This window comes from Leptolyngbya sp. FACHB-321 (assembly GCF_014695975.1).
In the GTDB taxonomy this organism is placed as follows: Bacteria; Cyanobacteriota; Cyanobacteriia; order Leptolyngbyales; family Leptolyngbyaceae; genus Stenomitos.
Genome location: NZ_JACJPI010000083.1, coordinates 51935 through 74665, shown reverse-complemented (window position 1 = coordinate 74665; position 22731 = coordinate 51935). Strand labels below are relative to the sequence as shown.

The following is a 22731-nucleotide window of genomic DNA, read 5'->3' as shown; positions in this document are numbered from 1 at the left end:
CCCTGCTTTGATCTAGACGTTGCCATCGTATTGTGGTCACAATTAGTTCAATTAATTCCAGTTATCGTTGAGTATGTAAGTACCGTGGGGGATATCTGCCGAAGCGTGGAGGCAATTTTTCAATTACTGCTTGATGAGTTAAAGCTGTCAACTAATGCGTCTGAGCAAAATTGCTTGGATGTATCCGATCGACTGGCAAAAGAAGTCGCTCGCATTTGTGTTGAGAGTAAGCGTATTCAAGCGTCTGGCGAGATTGATACTTGGGCAACAGCACTGGCACGACACCGCCTTCAGCAATGCTTGCATTATTACAAGCTAGGCTCGAAGCGAGGACGGGTAGAACTGCACAGCACGCTCAGTGCGATCGTGTATCGTTACATTACTCCCCCCCAGACCCAATCAAGCTATCAAGCACGTTTGACGCTGATCGAAGACTTTCTTCAAAGCTTCTACATGGAAGCGCTGAATGCTTTTCGACGTGAGACTCAGCTACCAGTAACCTACCAGCCACGGACACTGCTACAACTAGCAGAATACATGGCTTTTACTGAACGCTATGGTAAGCGTCGCATTCCTCTACCGGGACGGCGTAATCAACAGCTTATTATTCTGCGTGCCCAAACTTTTTCACAACAACAGCCGCTCGAAACACTAGTTGATATCGAACGTGCGGCTGATGGTGGCTCTAGTGAAGGCGACAGTCAATGGACAGCTGCTTCCATGCAGCAAGTGCGAGAGCAAATGGTGGCTCAGGAGCCAGAGCCGACGGAGGATAGCTTGCGTCAGGCTGTTGTAGCTGAGTTAATGGCGTACCTGGAAGAGCGGAAGCAAACCGATTGCGCTGATTACTTTGCGCTCCGTCTGCAAGATTTGCCTGCCAATGAAATTGAGGTAATCTTAGGGCTGACACCCCGTCAACGGGATTACTTACAGCAACGTTTTAAGTATCACCTCATTCGCTTTGCGCTCTCGCACCGCTGGGAACTGGTGCATCAATGGTTGGAGGTAGACTTAGAGCGCAATCTCGGTTTAACGTTGCATCAGTGGCAGACGTTTCAGGCACAGCTTGATCCTCAGCAGACAGAGTTGCTGCAACTGAAGCGAAAGCAGCTAACTGATGCGGCGATCGCTCAGTCGATCGGCTGCACGATAACACAAGTTCGCAAGCAGTGGTTTAAGCTACTTGAGCAAGCCTGGGAAATGCGTAATTATTTAGTGTCCGGACAAAGTGCGTCTTCCGATGAATAGGAACATATGCCATGAATGATGACTCGGACGCTCTCCAGAGGAATCTGCTCGAGCTACTTCAAGATCTGGTTCTTTTTACCACCTCAGAGTCATCTGAAGTGGTTAATCCAGTTATTGATGGGAGCGATGGGCAAAGCGGCGCTTCAGTAGTGAGTGCGCCGGATTTACTCATTTCACAGGATGCACCCTCTGTAGATTCCAGCCAATTTAAATTCGATGCTTCCTCTCAACGGAAAAACTTACTAAAACTTGGAGAGACACCTGCTGTGCAAGACCGTTTTCATACCCTGTTGAAACATCGGTTACAAAGCGAGATTCAACAAAACCTCCCCCTGTTCCCCTGGGAAACAGAAGTTCACGATTACGAAACCGAAAGTACCGTTGGGTTCGTAGACTCGGCTGTACTTGCTGCGCCTCCCGCAGCCGTAAACCAGAGCATTCCAGCTCAAGTTTGGCTCCATCAATTAAAAGTACTGAATTTACCTGTTGCTTTACCCGATCGACTTTTGGGGCAATTGCTAGAGCGCTGTCAAAACGTCGTTCAATCCTCTCTTTTAGAGGGTGCAAAGCTTGTAAAATCTGTCGAGGACTTGTTTCCTGGTCAGTCTCAATCACTGAATCAGCTTGCAGGGATGGTGATGACATCACCTGCTCGTTCAGGTGCTATGCCGCCGCCCTCGGGTGCCAACTACCCAACTAACTACGAGTCAGCAGTTCCAGCCCAGCAAATGGTGTTATCGCTTTTAGCGGCACGCGAAATCATTGCAGCGCTAACGCTGACGGTTTCTCTTAGACAGCCAACCTTAGAGCGCCAGTGGCTTACTGAATTAGGGGCTTTAAGCTTACAAGTAGATTACGGCTTGGATGCAACGGCTGCAAAACTACGCATTCAAGGCACCTTGCCCTGTGGTGGAACGCTTACACTGCGGAGTGAGCATTTAGAAGCAAGCGCTCAACGTGCTACGGCTGGTGTCCTAAGTGTGGAGCTATTTGACCTTGCCCCCCATCAGTCTGGCGTGTTGGAAGTTTGCTTGCCTGAACAAAAGCCGTTAGTTTTTGCCGTTCGCATTACTGACTAAACTGTGGATGAACGTCAGGGTGACAACTTTAGTGCATCAGTTAGCCTTTTCAAGTCGTGGGTATGATGGATCTGGTTGCATGACGATCGGACGTTGAACGTTAAAAGTAGATTGGACAGTCTCACTGATGGCAGAGAGGAAGTTCAGAGAGTGATTTCTGTTGCTCAGGCATCGCTCTGGCATAACAGTTTTGGATCAGGGAAGCGAGTTTAACGTTGTCGTCATTGCAGCCAGCAAACCGCATGATCTTTTTACCTGCTGATGTTTAGTCATTCTGGGGCTGGTGTTTCTGAGGGTGCAAAGGTAGGAACGATCGCAGCTCGCTTTAAACAGCGCTTGCAGACCCTACCACCGGAAGTTGAAGAGTCGCTCTTACTACGGATACTAGTGCAGGTGATGGTGCTAGCTGGGATCGCCGCAACAGACGTAGCGGCATCGACTAGCATGAGTGTCTGGGCAATCCCCTTAAGCATTACAGGAGCATTCTGGAGCTGGCGACAGCGGCACAAGCGCAACATAGCGGTAAAGTTCTGCATTGCGATCGGAATGCTGCTGGCAATGGCAGCCTTTTTTGTAGGATTACGAGCTGAACTAAATGACACTCGGTTAGTTTTAGCGGAGCTACTGGTGCAGCTTCAGGTGTTGCACAGCTTTGACCTTCCACGTCGTAAAGATCTAGGCTACTCAATGGTGATCGGGTTAATCCTGATTAGCGTTGCCTGTACGCTGAGCCAGACGATGACGTTTGGGCTGCTGCTGCTGTTGTTTTTGGCGATCGCGCTGCCCGTACTGGTACTGGATTACCGTTCCCGGTTGGGTTTATCGAACCAGTTTTATCAGTCACCACTACAACGGGCAGGGCTGTCTCCCAAACGATGGCTCGGCTTTATGTCGGTGATTTTGGTCATCGGGCTAATTGTTTTTGCTTGTTTGCCGCGTTTTCCGGGCTACCAACTGCGATCGTTTCCTGTCAGCCCACAGATTCAGCAAGATTTTCAAGACAACAGCCGTATTATCAACCCTGGCTATGTGCGCCCAGGTGATGGCAAAGGCGGCGGTGGCACTCCAGATCAGGGTCAAGGGAGTGGACCGGGCAAACTGAATGAGAATTTTTACTATGGTTTTAGTAGCCGTATCAACCAGAACTTGCGAGGAGCGCTGAAGCCTAGAGTCGTACTGCGGATACGATCTCAGGCAGAAGGCTTTTGGCGAGTGCTGGCGTTTGATCGCTATCTTGGGCAGGGTTGGGAGATTTCTCAGAATGATAAGACAGTCACAATTACGCGCCCTGAATGGTCGTATCAGTTCTTTTTGCCGCGACCGATCACACTAAATAAAACGAAAGAAATTGTTCAGACCTATACGGCTGTCTCAGATTTGCCGAATCTACTGCCATCCCTAGCCCAGCCAAAGGAGCTTTATTTTCCGACACGGCAAGTCGCGATCGACCTTAATGGCAACTTGCGATCGCCGCTGGAACTGCGTGAAGGGCTAACTTATACGGTTGTTTCGGAAGTACCGTATCGCGATCGCACCCGCCTTAGAGAAGCGTCACCGAACTATCCAGCCAGTATTGTGGCTGACTATTTGGATGTGCCGCCCAAAATTTTGGCGCGGGTACGAAAGCGCACACAAGAATTGCTCGCAACCTCGCCGAAGCCAATTACGTCTGCTTACGAAAAAGCGCTCTTTCTAGCTCAGGTTGTAAAGCAGCGCTACACGATTCAGCCTGAGTTGCCATTTCTGGAGCCAGATGAAGACCTGGTAGAAGCCTTTCTGTTTAAATATCAAGGGGGCTATCCAGACTATTTTTCGACAGCACTGACGGTCATGCTGCGCTCAATTGATATACCAGCAAGGCTTGTAGCGGGTTTTGGACCGGGAGAATTTAATCCCTTTACAGGTTTGTACGTCGTTCGTAATACTGATGCTTACGCCATTACAGAGGTCTTTTTTCCTAAATATGGCTGGTTTGGCTTTGACCCGATTCCTGGTCATGAGTTAATTCCACCGTCGATTGAGGAGAGCCAAACCTTTAATGCCCTGCGATCGTTTTGGCGCTGGGTAGCAGGTTGGCTACCGTCACCCGTTACCAGTTGGCTCAGTCGGATTTTTGGCACACTGGCTGGTTGGATTGCGATTGCTCTTACACGGTTAATGGGGCTGCTTTCGCAAGGCTGGGTTGGGCTCTTTGCAGGCTTACTGCTGGCGATCGCGCTCGGCTTTATAGGTTGGCTTCTATGGCGTGGTTGGCGTAGTTGGCGCTACCGTCGCTGGCTGGCAAAACTACCGCCGATGGAAAGTCTGTATCAGCAAATGTTGCATTGGCAGGCACTTCAAGGCTTTCGTAAACGTCCGGCTCAAACTCCGCTGGAATACGCGCAGCAGGCACAGACAGTTCAACCGCTAGCTCAGTCAAGGGCGATCGACGATATTTCTCAAGCGTATGTTCGCTGGCGCTATGGGGGTCAAGTCCCCAACCTTACTCAGCTAAAGCAACGATTGCGCGACTTGAAACGTCCATCAACGACCCAGCGCCGTGTCACTTTAAAGCACCTGCTCAACCGTTCAACTGAAACGTAAGGCTATTTAGAGCTACAGTCCGCACTTAAGGTAAAGCTTACGTAGCCGGATATGGACAGTAAGCCAATAGCAGTCATGATTCAGCAGTGTCCTGGTTAGCTGTTTGCAGACAAGTCGACTATTTTTGTAGCTAGGATCTATTGCGATAGCTTAGGGAATGACGTTATACGATAGACAAACTGATACAAGTAGGAGGGGAAGAAAGTCAGAGATGCCCTTACCTGACTCTAAGCGCTATAGCAGCAACGATACTTTCTAGGCTTCATACAGTGCAGCATGATGCTTAGAATGGGTTGGAGAGGCATGGCGCGGCTGTTCAATAGTTACAAAAGCCTTTCAATAGTCACAAAAGCCTCATTGTCAGAAGGAGCACAGGTAACTTACTGCATGAAGATTCTGTGTATGCCAGCCAATCACTTGTCGGGGATGTTATTGTCGGATGGAGACGGGCACACTATAGGTAATGACTCTGTACACTAATACAATTCACGTTTTTAACGTCCCGCTCTAGAAGTAACTTTAGGATGAGAAAGCTTACTTCTAGCTACGTTGCTTGACTGCTACTGCTAAAGCAGTAAGATTTATTAAGGGATGATGGTCAAAGCTTGCTTTAAGTCATCCGCAGATCGAAGGGAAGAAAAATCCTAAGTTTTACATTGATACCTGTCATTACTTGTCCTGAGAGAGCTAGTGGCTCTCCACTTGAAACTTAAACCTCATTATCATTATGCTTCGACCAGAACATCGCCAACCCGTTAGCCTGGATCGTCTACCAACCGCTTCAGACCGTAGTACGATACAGCCAACGCAAAGCCGTGTTTTGGCTCAGTCTTCTGACATTGAGGCGCTAACAGAAAGCTTGATGCCCAAAGGTATTAGTGCCAGTAAGCAAGCTGTGATTGAACGTCTTATTACCATGTGGGCTACAGCGCCCGAGCGTGATGTGGCTTAGGTTTTGATACTATTGGTTCTCATCTGCCAAGTTGTGTCATGTCTTCCTCCAACCGTCTTCCGCTTCTGATTTCAGTTGGATTGGTACTTTTAAGGCTTACTAAATTAAGCTTCGTTGAGTAATATTTTATCCGACAACAATTTATTTATTAGCAACCTCATCTACAATAGCGCTATGGGGTTGTTTTTACGTGTTAATGTTTCAGCTTGAGTACTGCTGGAGTAGAGTTTAGCAGCCGCAACTAAGAGCATCGATTGAGGGTATTGCGAAACTGGCTAAGATGGCACTGTAGTCTTAGCAGTCTGTGTTCCTCGATCGCCGCCCTATACTCGTCGGGCAGTTGGCAAAATGGTTAGTGAAAGATCTCTGAATCGTCTTCGAGAACTGATTCAGCGCATTGTAGAGGCAGAGACTGACGACTTCTTTGAACTTGCGAAAATAGCTGGACTTAATCCTTCTAAAGATTTTTCTACTGCAAACTTGAGTGGTCTAGATCTGCGCTCTGCTCAACTGAAAGGGGCAAATTTTATAGCGACCGATCTCTCGCAAGCCAATCTAGTAAATGCCAATTTGGCGGAAGCTAATTTAATTAATGCCAATCTGATTGGTGCAAAGCTCATCAACGCTACTTTAGATAGTGCCAGTTTAGTCAGCGCTGACATGATGGGCGTTAGCCTGGTCAATGCCACGCTTTTGAGTGCAAACCTTACAGGTGCGAACTTGACTAAAGCCAACTTAAGCCACGCTGATTTACGTCGCGCTGTATTGGTTGGCTGCAAGCTAGATGGTGCCATTCTGTACTTGGCATCGCTCAATCATGTCGATTTACGCCGTTCGAGTCTGACAACGGCTAACTTTAGAAGCGCTAATCTCTATGGCACAAACTTGAGCTATGCCGATCTGCGAGGAGCAGACTTGACTGATGCAAATTTGGCGGGTGCGACCTTTGAAAAGGCGTTGCTTGGTGACAATCAGGGGTTGACTAAAGAGGTGATAGCAGATTTGCAACAGCGTGGTGCGATCGTTGATCACTAATTAGCTGACTCTGATTAACTGACTAAAGATTACTGGTCTTAGCCTCAACGGCTCTAGCATTGCTGCTTCCTGGCACAATAGATTCAATGCACTACGAGGCAGTTCAAATGGGGTATCGATGCGAATGGGCGACAGGACAGTCGGTTTACCTCGAAAACGTTGATGAACAGACTCGTGTGACCCTCACTAATAGCAGCCCAGGACAGCAGCAGCAGTCGAGCAACCATGTTCAAACAGGACGCTGGACTGCACCACCCGAAATCTGGCGAGTCGCGATCGGTCTTGTAGTTAAATTGCTTACAGCTCAGGGCGAACAGTTTATCTACATACAGGGCAACCAAGTTAGTACGTCAACAGAAGCGCCATCCTGGGGTGATGCTCAACCCCTGCCAGTACACGTTGATTCAATGCCTGCTGCCATGTCTCCAAAGCCTTCGATGGCACCCATGCAGCCTTTACCACCGATGAAAATGGGTGATATGCAGATGGATCAAACGACGATGATGATGCAGATGGGAAACATGCGGATGGAGATGAACCCGATCGAGGCATCGAGTAAGCCATCACCTCAAACAGGAGGAGAACAACCATCCACGTCGGCTGTGCAACGCAATTTTTGTAGTCAATGCGGTAGCACACTTAAACCCAGCGATCGCTTTTGCGCGCATTGTGGACATCGACTTGACTAAGCTTAAGTAACGCTGCAAAACTTCTGCCGTTATGCGTTCGCTGCTTTAACTATAAGCGTTTATATTTCCATCGGCTAAGGGCAACGTAAACCAAAACTGGGAGCCTTTGCCAGGATGGCTAGCAACACCAACCTGCCCACCATGCGCTGTAATCACTTGCCGACAGCGATGTAAACCTAGCCCAATGCCTGTCAAATGCTGGTTGTCGATGCCCCGCACATAGAGTTGAAACAGCCGATCGCATTGGTTCTGATCCATCCCCCGTCCATTGTCTGCGATCGCGCAGTGGATCATGCGGGGCGCAGCCGTTGTGGTGTCGATCGTGGCGTTGAGTGTGATAGTCAAACCGGGTGCATTGTGTTTAACCGCATTAAGCAATAAACTCTCAAACACTTGCCGCAGTTGCTGTAAGTCTGCTTTGATGGGCGGCAGATCGCAAGGTACCTGAGCGCAGAGAGTAACATGGTTTTCTGCCAAAAGTGGTTTCAGATTTGACAGAGCAATGTCTACAACTTGATGCAGATGCACGGGCTGGCAATGAAGTACGGTTGCAGGTGTGTCATCTGTATGACCTTCTAAAAGAGAATTCAGTAGATTGAGCTGATGGTCGCAGCTCTGCACCATGCGATCGAATTTGCCACAGGGCACGGGTACCGCTTCACAGTCTTTATGACGGCTTCTTAAACTGTTTAGCACCATTAACATTCCCTGTACGGGAGTCCGTAGGTCATGGGCAACGGCATGTAGGAGCAAATCTTTCACCTGATTGAGACTTTGCAGTTCCTGCATGCGCTGCTGCAACTCGGCGGTACGGGCTTGCACCTGTCCTTCCAAGCTCACTGTAAGCGTTTGAAGGTGCTGATAAAGCTGACCTTGCTGGATCGCAATTTCCACCTGTGTCGCAAGTTGTTCTAGCAAATTGGTTTCTAGCGGCAACCAGTGGCGCGGTCCAGAGCATTGATTGACCAGCAGAATGCCAAACATTTTGTGATGCACCATGATGGGTACACCAATGCTTGCTTTGACTTGACAGTAGCGATAGTACTCAGCAATTAGTGGGGGCTTGTCTGCTTGAGCGGTATCATCGATCGCCTTCACAGGCTTTACATGGCAGGGATTCTCTGAGGTTTTTTGCTTAAAAAGTGCCTCGATTTCCTGAGCCACCCGCTGATCTGACACCCAGTCTTGCACTGAGGTCCAACCGGGGCTTACTGACTCGGCGACCGTCAAGTTGTGTCCAGATAAGCCCTGCCCACAGGGATCGAGCCGTATGATGAAAACCTGATCAGCTTGTAGCAGATGACGAACTTCAGAAACAGTCGTGTTGAGAATCTCGTCTAGCTCCAGCGATCGCCGAATGCGCTGTGCTGTCTCCGCCAATAACCGCTCACGATCTGCTGCAAACCGCAGTTGAGCTTCCGCCTGCTGCCGTTCCGCTACGGCTGCCGCCAACATCAGCACAATGCCCATCGTGACACCCACAAAAGTCTGGAGTAGGAGGGTCGCCTGCTGTGTGTTGCCATTTGCATCCATCAAGAAAGGTCCTCGATGTTGCGTTAAGCCCCAAAAGGCAAGACTAGAAACAATAAAACCACTTACTACGGTACCCCGTTGCCCAAACCGCAACGCTGCCCAGACAATGGGAGCAAGCGGTAAGATCTCTAACGGATACCGCGCTTTACCTGCGTGCATAGAAGCACAAAAAACAAACCAGCTCACGCTTAAGAGCAGCGTTACCCACAGCAAGGCTTCAAGGGTTCGCCATCGACGCCATTGGTGCTGCAATTGCTGCCACCATACCGACGCATTTGACCCGAATGGAACATTGTTGGGCAGGGGTTTGCTCAACCAAACCAGCAGCAGCGGAGCCATGACCAAAATGCCAATGCTGTCTCCCAGCGCGATCGCCCACCACTGACTGCTAAATTGCTGCCAGGGACTTAGACCAGCGATGCATGCATAGAGAGTACGAATAGTGGCATTGGGTATAGGGGATGCTACAACTGCCAACGCGAGAAATTTGAGGGCACCCCGCAGGCTGTTGAGAGACGAAGACCAGCCGACCTGACGCAGTAACGCTTTGCCAACGATCGCGCTTAACGTCGTGCCAACAGCAGCGACTAAAGCGGCTGCCCCTGTCGCTCCTACCGATACGGCTAGCAAAAAACTTCCCAGGCTAATACCAACCCAGACATCAGTGCTGCTTAGTAGCAAAACGCCCAGAGCAATGCCCGCAGGAAACCAGATCGGTGAGGCTTCTAAGCCCAAATTTGCTACGAAAAACGTTAACCTACCCACCACAAAATAGGCTAGTGCAATCGCTCCAGTCCTGAGCAGGTATGCTCCTAATGGCACGGTCTTACGCTCCCCAAACAAGGGCGCGATCGCGACAGCAGACTGGCTAATGGTTTCAGTACTAGCATCTCTTTTCCCTTCTGGATAGCCTCTAGTGTTCCACCAAGAATTGCTTGAGCGTTTAAAGCCCTCAAACGACTCTTTAGATCAGCAGTAAGCCGCCTACGTAGATGTGACGGATAACCCACCATACATACTAGGGTGGCGTGTTAAGCGGAGGGATGGCTTCCCCCATCTGGATGAGCAAAGTAAGCAGCGGCAGCCATCAGGATTAAGGGACTGTTACTCTACTGTTCTACGTCTGATGTTGTATTGACTGTCACTTTTGCTACAGGGCTTGCAGGGGTGGCGATCACAGACGATACTTTCTGTGCTAACAAAACTGTCACGATATGCGACAACAGACCGACCGGACCCGCGAACAAGCAGAGTACCAGGGAGTGAGCTGTCCAGACATTTGTCCGCTGCCCTTCCCAATAGATCCAGCGACCAACGAATAAATCCATCACTAGAAAATGTGCCCAGCCTGTTGCAGCAGCTCTTTCATCGCTAAAAAACCGAGCAATGTCTGCTAGTTTTGGGTTGGAAAGTGCCTGCGCCGTTTCAGTATTCAGCGTACCGAAAATGAAATAAAGGTAGAGTAACGCTAAAGCAACAAAGGGCAAGTAGGATGTCATCACTCGTTTAGTGATGTTCCAGTTAGGAAGCACAATCATCAAAGCCCAAAAGGGCAAGACAAAAAGATTGGCACCGTCAAAAAGTTGGGCGATCGTCATAAGAGAGTATGTCAAAAGTAAATGGCAGTCGTACTAAGCGGTAGTTATGGTCAGTCTAATCTTGAGTGAAAGGTCGTGTCGAAACTGCAAGGGAAACCGTCAGGCTCGCTTATTTGTTACGCTTCGTAACAGATAGTTTTTCTGGTACGGTCATGTCTCTGCTTCAAGTCCACCATTTGCATAAAGCCTATCGCGCTCAAGGCAAAACGACCCGTGCTGTCAAGGATGTATCACTTGAGATTGAGGCAAAGCAAGTGCTAGCGTTCTTGGGTCCGAATGGTGCAGGCAAAACGACAACCATCAAAATGATCGCCGGACTTGTGCTGCCGGATGAGGGAACCGTGAGCATTGCCGGACGCGACCCCCATCGCCAACCACAAGCACTACGATCGGTGGGAGCAGTTTTGGAGGGTAGCCGCAATCTCTACTGGCGGTTGACTCCAGCAGAAAATCTGGAGTATTTCGGGGTTTTAAGGGGTTTATCACGACGGGTCGCACGGCAGCGATCACGAGCATTGCTCGAACGGTTTGAGTTGAGCCATAAGAGTACGACGCGGGTACAAAAGCTCTCGCGGGGGATGCAGCAAAAGGTGGCGATTGCCGTAGCATTGATTCATGAGCCACCGCTGCTGCTGTTAGATGAACCGACCCTGGGGTTGGATGTAGAGGCAACCCAAACGGTGAAGCGTCTGGTGCGCGAGATTGCCAGCGAAGGTCGAGCGATTCTTCTAACGACACACCAACTTGACATTGCCGAGGAATTGTCCGATCGCGTCGCGATTATCAACAATGGCGAAATTGTGACCGAGCAGCCGACGAAGGCGCTGATCCAGCAGTTTTCCAGAGCGGTCTACCGGGTGGAGTTGTCTGAACTGCCTGACGATCGCAGCGCTAAGTTGATGGCTCTGGGCGCGATCGTGGAAGGCACGGTGATTCATATTCCCGACCCTGCGTTACTTTATCCTGTGCTAGAGGTTTTGAACCCCTTACCGATCATTCGGCTCGAAACCGAACGCGCCACGCTCACCGATATTTTTCTGAAGCTAACTCAAGCGCCGCCAGCCCAAGCGACCCTAACACCAATGAATGTACCTGGAGGTGCCCATGTTTGAACTTCTTTTAGCAGAGTTAACGCGGGCTGGTATTCAGTTTCGGCGCTATCTCTTTGAAGCGGTCGGCGGCATTGTGATTTCAACTGCCGTCTTTTATGGGCTTTTCCTTAGCGTCAGCTACATTGCTGGTCCGGGGCTAGCGTTTGGCGATCGGCTGGATGCCATTATTGTTGGCTACGTGCTTTGGACGCTGGTGCTGTTTATCATGGCAAACATTTCTGGCACCCTACAGCGAGAAGCTCAAACCGGCACGTTAGAGCAACTCTTTATTTCGCCCTTCAGCGCCTCACAGGTGTTTTTGGCGCGGGCAGTGGCGGATCTGCTGCTGCAAGCGGGTCTAATCGCTGCCATTTTGGTGATTATCATGGCGTTAACTGGGCGCTGGCTAGCCTTTCCGCTGACCCTTTGGCTACCCCTGCTGACGGTGCTACTAGGAGCCTACGGACTGTCGTTTGCGATCGGCTCCCTGGCGTTGATGGTCAAACGTATTCAGCAGGTGTTGGGGATTTTTCAGTTTGCGCTCCTGTTTTTGCTCAGTGTACCAACTGAGGAATGGACAGGGAACCTGCGTCTGCTCGGTGATTTGTTGCCCATGAGCCCTGGTGCAGGGCTGTTGCGAAACGTCATGGCGCGACAGCAAGCGTTGGATCTACACCAACTCAGCATAGCCCTGGTGAATGGTGGAGTTTACTTTGCGATCGGTCTCGTCCTTTTTCGTTGGGCAGAACGCTACACAAAGCGCCACGGCAACCTCAGCGACTACTAAGAAAACGTCTAAGTAGCTGGACGTAATGATTGATAAGCTGCATTTCGAGATCAGCTGCATTTCGATTTTGCATTCGACTGAGCGCTCACGCCGAAGTCTCCATACTCTTAGTCTTGTATAGGCGGGTTGAGCGCAGTCGAAACTCGGTTTTTGGATGGTGATGGTGCTTCATTTAGCCCTTCTACTTGCAAACAGAATACTTGTAGGAGCAGGTTTAATAAAAAGGTGAGCGGCTAGGAAAGACTCTGACAAAACCGTATCCAATAGTCAATTTCTGCTTGGATCTCGTAAGGTGATTCTGTCGAGCCAACATTGTGGAACGAAAATGAGTCTGCGTACCGTCATTGCGACAAGATATGTCACCCCGTTGCGCGAGGGTGGCTCACTGCCTGCCATTGTGGAAGCTGATGATGATGGCATGTATGTACTTAAATTTCGTGGCGCTGGTCAGGGAGCCAAGGCACTCATTGCCGAATTGATAGCAGGAGAAATTGCCCGTGCCGTAGGGTTGCCAGTGCCGGAAATCGTCTTTGTTGAACTGGATGCTGACCTTGCCCGGACGGAACCTGACCCAGAGATCCAAGACCTGATTCGAGCGAGTGCTGGTCTGAACATTGCACTTGATTATTTACCTGGCTCCATTACGTTTGACCCAATAGCAGGAAACGCTGAAGCTGATCTTGCGTCGGCGATCGTCTGGTTTGATGCGTATGTAACTAATATCGATCGCACGCCGCGCAATGCCAATCTGCTAGTCTGGCATCGGCGACTCTGGCTGATCGATCACGGTGCAGCGCTCTACTTTCACCACACCTGGAACCGTTACCGCGATCGCAGTCGTGACCGCTTCCCTGCGATTCAAGACCATGTGCTGCTCCGCTTTGCCAGTAGCCTACAAACGGTTGATGCAGCCTTAACCGAACGGCTCACGCCAGAACGCATTCATCAAATCGTGCAACTAATTCCTGATGCCTGGTTAGTAGACTCACCTTTTAGCGATAGCCGCCAACATCGCGATGCCTACAGTGAGTATTTGCTGAGACGATTGGAGCTACCGCGTGTTTTTCTAGAGGAGGCGCTCCATGCACGATCGCTTAACGTATGATTACGCCATCATTCGCGTGGTGCCAAAGGTAGAGCGCGAAGAGTTTGTCAACGTTGGTGTCATCGTTTCATGCGCTAGCAGTCGCTTCCTTGAGGCTCGCATCGAGCTGGATGAGCAAAGACTGTTGGCGATCGACGCCACGCTGGATCTAACGACAATTCGAGATTATCTAGCCGCCATTCCAATTGTTTGTGCAGGCGGTAAGCAAGCTGGCTCAATTGGTCAACTGCCGCAACGAGAGCGCTTCCACTGGCTCGTAGCACCCCGAAGCACCATGATCCAAACATCGCGGGTACACACAGGACGTTGTGACCACTTACCTGCCATCATCGAACATTTGCTAAACACAATGGTACGTCCATTGCGCACAACCCATTCGGCAATGACAACAGAGCCAACAGGAGGATACGAACAGCCGAAGTAACATCAGTGGGAAATGTTTCGGATGATACATTCTCAAGCGGAGCGATCGCCTTAATTGGAAAGCAGAGCCGCGCGATCGCTAACGCAGACATGCCAGTGTCACGAAGGGCAGTGTCTAGCAGCCATCATCCCAAAACCGTCACCTAGAACCTTTAGTGGTTTGCTTCCACATAGCTCGTGTTTTTGGCAAGTCCTTGCGAATCAAAAATCATGCGATAGAGAGCGCTAACCAATGTCCCCTGATCAGTTAAAGTCCATAAAGTCTATGAATCAACCTGTTAAAGGCAACGCTATGTCTTTTGTCGATCGCTCCTTTGCTCTCTCACACCGTTTTGGGTACGTAGCTGCACTTGGAATGCTCGTCGGTGCATGCAGTAGCCCTACCCCTACACCGACTGCTTCTCCCTCAGCCCAAGCAAGCGGTAACGACTATACCGTTGGCATGGTCATTGTTGGTCCTAAAGATGACGGTGGGTGGAATCAGGCACAGTATGAGGGGATGCAGGAAGTCGTGCAAAAGGTGCCAGGGGTCAAATTTGACTATGTAGATAAGGTCAACCCTGCCGATCGCCCCAACGTGAAGGGCGCACAAGTTGCCGACGAACTGATTGGCAAAGGTGCCAAGCTCGTGATCTTCAACTCCGACGACTTCAAAGACGATGCCCTGGCAACGGCAAAGAAACATCCAAACATCACCGTAGTCCATGCCTCCGGCGACTATGCATGGAAAGACGGCAAAAACTTCAAAAATCAGCCCAATCTCAGCAACATCATGGGGCGTATGGAATACGGCAAGATGATGGCTGGTTGCGCTGCCGCCTTAGGCACTCAAACAGGCAAAATTGGCTATCTGGGTCCCTTGATTAACGATGAAACCCGTCGCTATGCCTCGGCTGCCTATCTGGGTGCCAAATATTGCTGGGAAAACTATCTCAAAAAGAAGCCAGCCGATCTGAAGTTTAAAGTGACCTGGATTGGCTTCTGGTTCAATATTCCTGGCGTGACGCTTGACCCAACAAAGGTGGTCAATGACTACTTTAACGGCGGTTATGATGTGGTGATGTCGGGTATCGACACGCCTGAAGCCGCTACCGAAACGAAAAAAGCGGCGGCGGCAGGTAAAAAAGTGAAGTATGTTCACTATGACTTAAAGACAGGCTGCAACCTTGCTCCTGATGTGTGTCTTGGCGTACCCTACTACAACTGGGGTCTGCCCTACACCGACGCCGTCAAGAAAGCTAAGGACGGTAAGCTTACCAGTGAATTTGTCTGGCTGGGACCCGACTGGAAAGACATTAACAGCCCTGACTCGATGATTGGCTTCTTACCTGGTAATGCACTGGGAGAGCAAAAGGCGACGATCGATACATTTATCAAAGGGTTGGGCGATGGCAGCGTCAATCCCTATAAAGGTCCGTTGAACTTACAGGATGGCTCAGCGTATCTCAAGGCAGGTGAAACGGCTACTGAGCAACAGATTTGGTATATGCCGCAACTGCTAGCAGGCATGGAGGGGTCGAGTAAGTAGAAAGGTATAAAGGCTAAAGTATGAAGGCTAAAAGCTTTTACCCTTTAGCCTTTTCCATTCCCTTCGTCGCTTCTGCTATGAAAGTTGAGCTACAAAACATCTGCAAGCGGTTTGGCACAGTTCAGGCGAACGATGACGTTTCGCTGACTGTAGAGGCGGGCAGCATTCATGGACTGCTGGGCGAAAACGGAGCGGGCAAAAGTACGTTGGTGAAGGTGCTGAGTGGCTTTATTACCCGCGATCGCGGCACTCTGCTCCTTGATGGTAAGCCTGTAGAGGTGAAAACGCCTGCCGACGCGATCGCCGTTGGCATAGGGATGTTGCACCAAGACCCACTCGATTTTCCGCCATTGTCGGTACTGGACAACTTTTTGGTCGGCAAGTCGGGCAGTCTCTTTACCAACCGACGGCAAGCCTTTCGGGACTTTCAACGACTGGCGGCACAGTTTAACTTTGCTCTCAACGCTAACGAAAAGGTCAGCAACCTTACTGTTGGCGAACGGCAACAGCTTGAAATTCTGCGTCTGTTATCGCTGGGTGTAAAGACACTGATTCTAGATGAACCAACCACCGGCATTTCGGCATCGCAGAAAGACGAACTCTTTGCAGCGGCAGAACAACTGGCGGCACAGGGAAAGTCGATTATTTTTGTGTCGCACAAGCTGGAGGATGTGAATGCACTGTGCGATCGCGTGACCGTCATGCGTCACGGGCAGGTCGTTGGCAATTTGGAAATTCCCTGCCCTGACGAAGCCCTAGTAGAACTGATGTTTGGGCGCGAACTGGCACCACCTGTAAAACCAAAGACGCGGCAAGACGCAATCGCCCTGGAATTAAAAACAATTAGTCTAAGCACCGATCGCCTCAGCGTTAAAATTCCCGATCTCACCGTGCATCAAGGCGAAGTCATTGGGCTAGCAGGGCTGGAAGGCGGCGGTCAACAACTGCTGCTGCTGCTCTGCGCGGGGTTGCTTAAAGCCTCATCTGGCACCATTCGGGTCAATGATGTGGATATGACCACCAAACTTTACCGCGAGTATCTCACGGCTGGCATTGGCTATTCACCTGCCGATCGCCTGCGAGATGGACTCATTCGAGGGCTATCCATTCACGAACACGTCGCCCTTCGCACCCCCCCCAACGGTTTCTTTGTTGACTGGAAAGAGACGTTAGAAAAAGCGCTGCACGCGATCGCCCTGTTCAACATTCGTGGCAAACCCCAAACGCACGTCGAACGGCTTTCTGGCGGCAACCAGCAGCGTACTCAACTTGCCCTCCTACCTGTACCGCTTAACCTATTGCTGATGGAACATCCCACTCGCGGGTTGGATATTGAGTCGGTGCTCTGGGTCTGGCAGCAACTCATTGCTCGATGTGAAGGCGGCACTGCCATCATCTTCACCTCTTCTGACCTGGATGAAATCATGCAGTACAGCGATCGCGTGATCGTCTTCAGCGGTGATGCCGTCTCAGAACCGATCGATGTCGCAGAGCTGACGGTCGATCGGTTAGGGCAAATGATCGGCGGGAAGATGGGCGCTCAGTCTCAGAAACTATCCGTCAGCACCTAATTTGACTCTTTACAAGCCATTTTCTGCCTGTTCACCTTTGGGCGAGGATATCGAACGAACGGATGAGCAAAGTCCACAGTGGGTATTTGCTTCACCATCGCGGACATAGCGATCGCCCCACCGAACTTTACCGTTGCTTCAACGTTAGTAACCATGCATGAAGCGTAAGTAACCACAGCTTCATCATTACTTACTTACGCTTGAGTGAAAGTAACCATAGCTTGTCTGGAAGTAACCAACGTTTGAGCGTAGGTAACCACAGCTTGAGTGAACGTAACGATAACTTGAGCGTGGGGAACCATAGCTTGAGTGGAAGTTAGGACAGCGTTTGCAGAAGCAAGAACTGCTTGCTCTCTCAATAGGTCGATGCATTTGCTTAAGAGAGACCATCGACCTTTTAACTGAATGAAGGGAAACTATAATCGATTCAGCCCTACTCAAGTCTTGCCGGAGAAGCATGTGTCTGAGGAAGTGATAAAAGTTTTTATCAGCTATAGCTGGGACTCGGAAGACCATAAAGACAAGGTTTATCACCTTGCTCAAGCTTTACGGGATGATGGCATTGACTGCATTATCGACCAATTTGTTCAGTCGCCTGATAACTGGGATCGCTGGATGCTTGATCAAATTGATGAATCAGACTTTGTTCTTATCATTTGCACAGAGAGGTACTACCAACGCTATAGGGGTAAGGAAGAGGTCAATAAAGGCTTGGGTGTCACTTGGGAGTCAACCTTGATTATGGGGCGCGTCCATGACGCTCAGGGAAGGAACACTAAGTTTTACCCAATCTTCTTTGATACTCCTAATAGAGGTATTATTCCCGATGGAATTCGCACTGCTTTTTACAATCTATCGGGGCATATTTTACTAAACCTTGATAATGATGAAAATCGTTTGATTGAAAATAGTGGCTATAAGGATCTTTACAGGCTTTTGACTAAACAGCCTGCTGTTATACCTAAGAAACTAGGCTCACTTAAAAAACTGGAAACAGTAGATAGGGAAATTGAGGAACGGACGAAACGGGAACGGCTTCAAAGAGAGCAGCAGCGACAGGCAGAACAATTGAAGCGAGAGGAAGTTGAAGCAACAAACTTGATGTCCCAACACGCTAGCCTTGCTAACATTACCACGTTGAAGAACGATGCATATCGGGCTGAGAGAAAACAAGATTGGGATTTGGCGCAACGGTTATGGGTTCAGGTATTAGCGGCGACTTCAGGTTCAGATATGGAGGCGATCGAGGCGTTGCAAAGCTTGGGCATCCAACAACTTACAAGAACAGCTTCATCTCAACGCTCTTCTAGAGCAGGTGTGCCTCCAGCACCTAAACAGCCCTCATCTCTGGGCGATGATCTTAGTTCAGAGGTAGGTGTAAGCTACACAGCATTGAGAGATGTGCTGAGAGAGGGTCAATGGTGGGAGGCGAACATAAGAACGAAGAAAATAATGCTGAAGATTGCTAAGCGAGAAGAGGAGCGTTGGCTTAATGACAGTAGTATTGAAAATTTTCCTTGTATTGATTTGAGAACGATTGACAATCTTTGGATGAACTATAGCCAGGGGAAATTCGGCTTTAGTATACAGAAGCGAATTTGGCAAGAGTGCGGTAGTCCAAGGGATTCCAACGAAAACTGGAACAAGTTTGGTGATTGTGTTGGTTGGCGAACAGAAGGCGAATGGATTTTTGAAGGAGACGAAACTTTTGCAATCTCAGCTCCTAAGGGACATTTGCCATTTTGTACAGTATGGGGACTTTACAACAGCAGTCCTGAGCTGGGGTATGGAGTAATCTTTTCTATTTCATTAAGGCTCGTAGTTTGTGACGTTAATACATTTCAACCTGAACCACCCTGGTAAGATCGTCCCTCTCACCGCAGGTTGGGTTGAGCACCGTCAAACTCTTGCCTGTAAATTATTGGTCGCAGCGAAACCAAACAACACTTATGCTTGAGCGTTTGAAAAGTGATCTAGACAAAAAAGAGATTAAACAATGAAACTTAAAGAGTTTTATGTGGTGATTGAACGGGATGAAGACGGTATTTATGTGTGAAGTGCCGCAACTTAAAGCGTGCTATAGCCAGGGCGAAACCATTGATGAACTAATGCAAAACATCCGTGAGGTCATTGCAATGTGCCTTGAGGAACTTGAAGACGAAACAACCACTGAGTTCATTGGCATTCAGAAAGTGGTGGTCTAGTGGCAAAACTCCCTAGCCCAACTAGAGAAGAACTGATCGCTGCGCCTCAGAAGATTGGCTTCTCTGTGGTACGGCAGAAAGTTAGCCATGTTCGCATGAAGCGCGAAGACAACCGAGTCGTCTCTATCCTTGTTCATGCCCGTAAGACGATTAGCAAAGGTCTACTTCTGAAGATTCTTCGCGATGCTGATTTGACCAAAGAGAACTTGATCAATTTGTTGGAATGATTGGGCTACCGGAAACAGATTTTTGAGTACGATCCGCCGAGGCTCAGCGACAAGAGGCGATCGGGGCATTGTGAAAAGAACCCCTACGTCACTATTAGAGTCGCTGTCTGCCCTTTAACCAGGCAAACACATCATTCACGGTAAGAGCCAACGTTAAAGCGGGCAACACTGGAAGCACGTCATCGCCAACCAATTCAGTCGGTAGTTGCTCTGGGCGAAACACCAAAATCACCCGCTCGTCTGGATCAATTAACCAGCCTAACTGGGAACCATGCTTCAGGCAGTGCAGAATGTTGCGAATGACCTTAGTCGTCGTTTGGTCTGGCGAAAGAATTTCAATTGTCCAGTCAGGATAGGTTTCAAACGCATTGGCAACTTCACCATTCGCATCAAACGGAATCCGTTCCCAGTAGAAGACTGTGGCATCAGGCACGATCGATCTGCCACCAAAAGTACAACGTAATTCTGGGAATGCCATTGCGATCTGAGCAGCCTCTGCAATCTCGTTGATCTGATCACAAAATCTGAGTTGGAGACGAGAGTGTTTCCCCTGAGGCATCGGCTTTTGTTCCACTCGACCGTCGATAAATTCACTCGCTGGCTTTGTTTCTGGTTGTTTTAGAAACTCTTCGAGTGTAAGGATTGGGGGCTTTACAACACCTGTCATGTGAAATCACTCCTGTCGCATCAATCGCAGTTTGGCTTGGTGTAGATCATCCTTACAAGCGACTGTCTCCTTATGCTACTACCTCACAAAAGCGCGATCGCCCCTCGCTGTAAGGTTGGTTGAGTCCCGTCAAGCATCTGTCAGGTGTTGATTGATGCGAAACTCAACAGCAAGCGGTGCGATTGTTCATCTTCCTAATGTTATTGTTCTTCTCACCAGATGATGTAACGATGCCAAGACGGTAGAATCCTACACATCTAAGATCGAGTAGAACCTACTAAATTAAACCGATCGTGCTTACTTCTACAGCTATTGCGTGACACCCACGAGTCATTAATGTCTAAAACGTACTATCAGCTTGGCTCGATCGTCCTTGCCCTCATCTTGATTGCCGTCATCATTGTGCTAGCTGGCGCGTCTCCAGTGCAGGTCGTTAGCCGTATGTGTTCAGGCGCGTTCGGTACACCCGATCAGTTTGCGCGAGTCATTGCAACGTTAGCTCCGCTGCTGCTGTGTACCTGTGGCTTGCTGTTCACCTTTACGGCTGGACTGTATAACTTGGGGATTGAAGGGCAGATTGTGGCAGGTGGGATTGCCGCAACGGCTGGTATGCGCTTACTGCAAGATGTGCTTCCGGCTCCGTTGGTGATGCTGCTGGCGATCGTCATTGGCGCAGGCGGCGGCTTATTGTGGGGTTTATTGGCAGGCATTTTGAACGTCTACGGTCGCATTAACGAGATTTTTGCAGGCTTGGGACTGAACTTTGCGGCACAGGGTTTGGCACTGTATCTCATCTTCGGTCCCTGGAAGCGAGAAGGCGTTGCATCCATGAGTGGCACTGAGCAGTTCCGTGAATCCCTCTGGCTACCAACCATTGGCAACACCGAAGCGAGTCCTATTTCACTGCTGCTGGCGATCGCAGTGCTTGCTTTGACGATCGTTGTGATGCGCGGCACCTATTTTGGCTTGCAGCTTCGAGCCGTTGGTCAAAACCTGAGAGCATCTTACGTCTTGGGCATTCCATCAGTACGTCAGTTGCTGAGTGCGTTTGCCATCTGCGGTGCGTTTGCAGGCATTGCCGGAGCGTTGCAAGTGCTCGCGGTTTTCCATCGCCTGATTCCTAGCATTTCCAGCAATCTCGGCTTTCTGGCATTGCTGATTGCCATGCTGGTGGGCTTTAATGCCTGGTTGATTCTGCCTGTCTCGTTCTTCTTTAGCGCTCTCAACATCGGTAGCCTCCAATTACCGTTGTCGCTCAACCTAGAATCATCTTTGGCAGGTGTAATCCAGGGAATGCTAGTGCTGTTTGTCCTGCTGGGTCGTGGGTTGAGCGATCGCAAACGTGCTGATGCCAGTTCTGGTACACCGCAAACCCGTCTTGAGCCACCTACCGAGCAGTTGGGAGTCAAGGTTTAAAGGTAGTGCCAGAGTAAGCTCATGGTGTGCCAGGAATGTTCAAAAAGGTGCTGGGTTGGCTTGCCAGTGGATCGGAGGTGTTCAGCAAACCGATCGTTCTACTAAACACCTCCCCACGAGCAACCTATGTCCAGGCATTGCTCACCGAAATTGTCACCATTATGACCGGACGCATTGTGTCTGAGGCATCCATCACCATCTCCTTATTGGGTCGGAATCTGGATGCCCCTGAAACTGTGGCTGACCCAGAAATTTTGGCAGCGTTGCAAGCTGCGATCGCTACCTTTGTAAAGGCGATTCAACAGATTTAACCGGAAGGGGCAGACTAGATTGATTGAAGGAAAGCTGTTCGATACAAACTAGAAGGATTCTTCAGCATGGAACCAGTCATTTTCTTTCCAGTTCCAGCCTTTCACATCACTTCCGCCGATAGTGTGCGGTCATGAAGTGATGCCACTGTCCATCATCACCCAACATATGTGAGGTCATGACTCGGTAATCGTCGCTCTTGAACTCGATCACATCTCTGTACTTTGCCATCTTCTCATCCCCCTTCATGGAAGGTCCGTCCGAGTTGAGCGTTAGCACCGTTTCATTAGCATCCAGTTCGCCCTCGTATACCCAAAGGTAGGTCATCATTGACCCAATCCAGGTGCCAACATAGCGCTGCTTTTGTGGGTCGTAGCCGAGAGTCATCAGCGTTGTTGCCGCACCGCCACCCGGCATCTCGCCCTGCCCTTCAGCTAAAAACCAAAGTCCACCCACGGATCGTACAGTCTCAGTTCCCGTTGGGTTTTCGGTAGGTTGACCTGATTCCATTTTTACTTCAGTTTCATATGTCCACTCCCCAACGAGTTTTTGCAGCCACTGATACTCTTTCTGTGGCTCAGCATGCATGGGTGAGTCCGGTTGTGTTTGAGTTGTTTCCATTGTTTTTGCTCCTTGTGATAAATGATTGGGGAAAATTATTTGTTTTTCCCTTCCCTATACGGGAT

General features: G+C 49.6%; 21 protein-coding genes and 1 pseudogene. 18 read left to right on the top strand and 4 right to left on the bottom strand.

From position 1 onward, the window contains the following. Positions 1 to 84: 84 nt before the first annotated feature. From hetZ to H6F76_RS25785, 6 genes are all read left to right on the top strand, one after another. Entirely contained in the window at positions 85 to 1248 is a 1164-nt protein-coding gene (gene hetZ, locus H6F76_RS25810) for a heterocyst differentiation protein HetZ (RefSeq protein WP_190512608.1), read from the top strand. 11 nt (positions 1249 to 1259) lie between these two features. Then, a complete protein-coding gene (locus H6F76_RS25805) occupies positions 1260 to 2327 on the top strand; it encodes a hypothetical protein (protein ID WP_190512605.1) in 1068 nt (355 codons plus the stop codon). Between the two features lie 261 nt (positions 2328 to 2588). Next, a complete protein-coding gene (locus tag H6F76_RS25800; protein WP_190512604.1) occupies positions 2589 to 4910 on the top strand; it encodes a transglutaminaseTgpA domain-containing protein in 2322 nt (773 codons plus the stop codon). A gap of 727 nt (positions 4911 to 5637) precedes the next feature. Continuing rightward, a complete protein-coding gene (locus H6F76_RS25795) occupies positions 5638 to 5862 on the top strand; it encodes a hypothetical protein (protein WP_190453287.1) in 225 nt (74 codons plus the stop codon). Between the two features lie 348 nt (positions 5863 to 6210). Further along, positions 6211 to 6897 (top strand): pentapeptide repeat-containing protein, encoded by a 687-nt coding sequence (locus tag H6F76_RS25790; protein WP_190512602.1) that lies wholly within the window; start codon positions 6211 to 6213, stop codon positions 6895 to 6897. A gap of 107 nt (positions 6898 to 7004) precedes the next feature. Then, positions 7005 to 7586, top strand: coding sequence for a zinc ribbon domain-containing protein (locus H6F76_RS25785; RefSeq protein WP_190512600.1), 582 nt, complete (start codon positions 7005 to 7007; stop codon positions 7584 to 7586). 45 nt (positions 7587 to 7631) lie between these two features. Here the strand turns inward: H6F76_RS25785 and H6F76_RS25780 are convergent, their stop codons facing one another. Both H6F76_RS25780 and H6F76_RS25775 read right to left on the bottom strand, forming a co-directional pair. Beyond that, positions 7632 to 9941 carry an MASE1 domain-containing protein gene (locus tag H6F76_RS25780; RefSeq protein WP_190512598.1) on the bottom strand — a complete coding sequence of 770 codons (2310 nt, stop codon included), beginning with the start codon at positions 9939 to 9941 and terminating at the stop codon, positions 7632 to 7634. Between the two features lie 287 nt (positions 9942 to 10228). Then, positions 10229 to 10717 carry an ABA4-like family protein gene (locus H6F76_RS25775; RefSeq protein WP_190512949.1) on the bottom strand — a complete coding sequence of 163 codons (489 nt, stop codon included), beginning with the start codon at positions 10715 to 10717 and terminating at the stop codon, positions 10229 to 10231. A 152-nt stretch (positions 10718 to 10869) separates the two neighbouring features. Here H6F76_RS25775 and H6F76_RS25770 point away from each other — a divergent pair, with 152 nt between their 5' ends. From H6F76_RS25770 to H6F76_RS25725, 10 genes and pseudogenes are all read left to right on the top strand, one after another. Continuing rightward, positions 10870 to 11829 carry an ABC transporter ATP-binding protein gene (locus H6F76_RS25770; RefSeq protein ID WP_190512596.1) on the top strand — a complete coding sequence of 320 codons (960 nt, stop codon included), beginning with the start codon at positions 10870 to 10872 and terminating at the stop codon, positions 11827 to 11829. Next, positions 11822 to 12595 (top strand): ABC transporter permease, encoded by a 774-nt coding sequence (locus H6F76_RS25765; protein ID WP_190512594.1) that lies wholly within the window; start codon positions 11822 to 11824, stop codon positions 12593 to 12595. Before H6F76_RS25770 ends, H6F76_RS25765 begins: the two co-directional genes overlap by 8 nt. 331 nt (positions 12596 to 12926) lie before the next feature. Further along, a complete protein-coding gene (locus tag H6F76_RS25760; RefSeq protein WP_190512947.1) occupies positions 12927 to 13700 on the top strand; it encodes a HipA family kinase in 774 nt (257 codons plus the stop codon). Next, complete coding sequence (locus tag H6F76_RS25755; RefSeq protein ID WP_190512592.1) at positions 13678 to 14124, top strand: DUF3037 domain-containing protein; 447 nt, start codon at positions 13678 to 13680, stop codon at positions 14122 to 14124. The genes H6F76_RS25760 and H6F76_RS25755 overlap by 23 nt, the downstream gene beginning before the upstream one ends. Before the next feature lie 5 nt (positions 14125 to 14129). Beyond that, a complete protein-coding gene (locus tag H6F76_RS25750) occupies positions 14130 to 14270 on the top strand; it encodes a hypothetical protein (protein ID WP_190512590.1) in 141 nt (46 codons plus the stop codon). Positions 14271 to 14478: 208 nt separating this feature from the next. Further along, positions 14479 to 15651: a BMP family ABC transporter substrate-binding protein gene (locus tag H6F76_RS25745; RefSeq protein ID WP_347276132.1), complete on the top strand. Its 1173-nt coding sequence runs from the start codon at positions 14479 to 14481 to the stop codon at positions 15649 to 15651. A 77-nt stretch (positions 15652 to 15728) separates the two neighbouring features. After that, the gene (locus H6F76_RS25740; RefSeq protein WP_190512589.1) at positions 15729 to 17222 is read left to right on the top strand and encodes an ATP-binding cassette domain-containing protein; all 1494 of its coding nucleotides are present in this window, start codon (positions 15729 to 15731) and stop codon (positions 17220 to 17222) included. Positions 17223 to 17627: 405 nt separating this feature from the next. Next, the gene (locus H6F76_RS25735; RefSeq protein ID WP_190512588.1) at positions 17628 to 19085 is read left to right on the top strand and encodes a GUN4 domain-containing protein; all 1458 of its coding nucleotides are present in this window, start codon (positions 17628 to 17630) and stop codon (positions 19083 to 19085) included. 133 nt (positions 19086 to 19218) lie between these two features. Next, positions 19219 to 19426: pseudogene (locus tag H6F76_RS25730) on the top strand (type II toxin-antitoxin system HicB family antitoxin). Further along, complete coding sequence (locus H6F76_RS25725; protein WP_190512587.1) at positions 19426 to 19653, top strand: type II toxin-antitoxin system HicA family toxin; 228 nt, start codon at positions 19426 to 19428, stop codon at positions 19651 to 19653. The pseudogene H6F76_RS25730 and the gene H6F76_RS25725 overlap by 1 nt, the downstream one beginning before the upstream one ends. 94 nt (positions 19654 to 19747) lie before the next feature. Here H6F76_RS25725 and H6F76_RS25720 read toward each other — a convergent pair whose 3' ends face one another. Then, positions 19748 to 20320, bottom strand: a complete 573-nt coding sequence (locus H6F76_RS25720) for a Uma2 family endonuclease (protein ID WP_190512586.1) — start codon at positions 20318 to 20320, stop codon at positions 19748 to 19750. Positions 20321 to 20656: 336 nt separating this feature from the next. On the opposite strand from H6F76_RS25720, the gene H6F76_RS25715 reads away from it, so the two are divergent. After that, entirely contained in the window at positions 20657 to 21736 is a 1080-nt protein-coding gene (locus H6F76_RS25715) for an ABC transporter permease (RefSeq protein ID WP_190512585.1), read from the top strand. A 35-nt stretch (positions 21737 to 21771) separates the two neighbouring features. After that, complete coding sequence (locus tag H6F76_RS25710; RefSeq protein WP_190512584.1) at positions 21772 to 22047, top strand: hypothetical protein; 276 nt, start codon at positions 21772 to 21774, stop codon at positions 22045 to 22047. A 106-nt stretch (positions 22048 to 22153) separates the two neighbouring features. Here the strand turns inward: H6F76_RS25710 and H6F76_RS25705 are convergent, their stop codons facing one another. Continuing rightward, complete coding sequence (locus H6F76_RS25705) at positions 22154 to 22666, bottom strand: DUF1579 domain-containing protein (protein ID WP_190512582.1); 513 nt, start codon at positions 22664 to 22666, stop codon at positions 22154 to 22156. Between the last annotated feature and the right edge of the window lie 65 nt (positions 22667 to 22731).

Coding starts and splice junctions, on each gene's coding strand:
- H6F76_RS25775 (WP_190512949.1), bottom strand. CDS start 10,717: ATGACGATCGCCCAACTTTTTGACGGTGCCAATCTTTTTGTCTTGCCC.
- H6F76_RS25740 (WP_190512589.1), top strand. CDS start 15,729: ATGAAAGTTGAGCTACAAAACATCTGCAAGCGGTTTGGCACAGTTCAG.
- H6F76_RS25790 (WP_190512602.1), top strand. CDS start 6,211: ATGGTTAGTGAAAGATCTCTGAATCGTCTTCGAGAACTGATTCAGCGC.
- H6F76_RS25705 (WP_190512582.1), bottom strand. CDS start 22,666: ATGGAAACAACTCAAACACAACCGGACTCACCCATGCATGCTGAGCCA.
- H6F76_RS25715 (WP_190512585.1), top strand. CDS start 20,657: ATGTCTAAAACGTACTATCAGCTTGGCTCGATCGTCCTTGCCCTCATC.
- H6F76_RS25745 (WP_347276132.1), top strand. CDS start 14,479: ATGCTCGTCGGTGCATGCAGTAGCCCTACCCCTACACCGACTGCTTCT.
- H6F76_RS25710 (WP_190512584.1), top strand. CDS start 21,772: ATGTTCAAAAAGGTGCTGGGTTGGCTTGCCAGTGGATCGGAGGTGTTC.
- H6F76_RS25735 (WP_190512588.1), top strand. CDS start 17,628: ATGAAGGGAAACTATAATCGATTCAGCCCTACTCAAGTCTTGCCGGAG.
- H6F76_RS25795 (WP_190453287.1), top strand. CDS start 5,638: ATGCTTCGACCAGAACATCGCCAACCCGTTAGCCTGGATCGTCTACCA.
- H6F76_RS25770 (WP_190512596.1), top strand. CDS start 10,870: ATGTCTCTGCTTCAAGTCCACCATTTGCATAAAGCCTATCGCGCTCAA.
- H6F76_RS25805 (WP_190512605.1), top strand. CDS start 1,260: ATGAATGATGACTCGGACGCTCTCCAGAGGAATCTGCTCGAGCTACTT.
- H6F76_RS25765 (WP_190512594.1), top strand. CDS start 11,822: ATGTTTGAACTTCTTTTAGCAGAGTTAACGCGGGCTGGTATTCAGTTT.
- H6F76_RS25800 (WP_190512604.1), top strand. CDS start 2,589: ATGTTTAGTCATTCTGGGGCTGGTGTTTCTGAGGGTGCAAAGGTAGGA.
- H6F76_RS25785 (WP_190512600.1), top strand. CDS start 7,005: ATGGGGTATCGATGCGAATGGGCGACAGGACAGTCGGTTTACCTCGAA.
- H6F76_RS25755 (WP_190512592.1), top strand. CDS start 13,678: ATGCACGATCGCTTAACGTATGATTACGCCATCATTCGCGTGGTGCCA.
- H6F76_RS25720 (WP_190512586.1), bottom strand. CDS start 20,320: ATGACAGGTGTTGTAAAGCCCCCAATCCTTACACTCGAAGAGTTTCTA.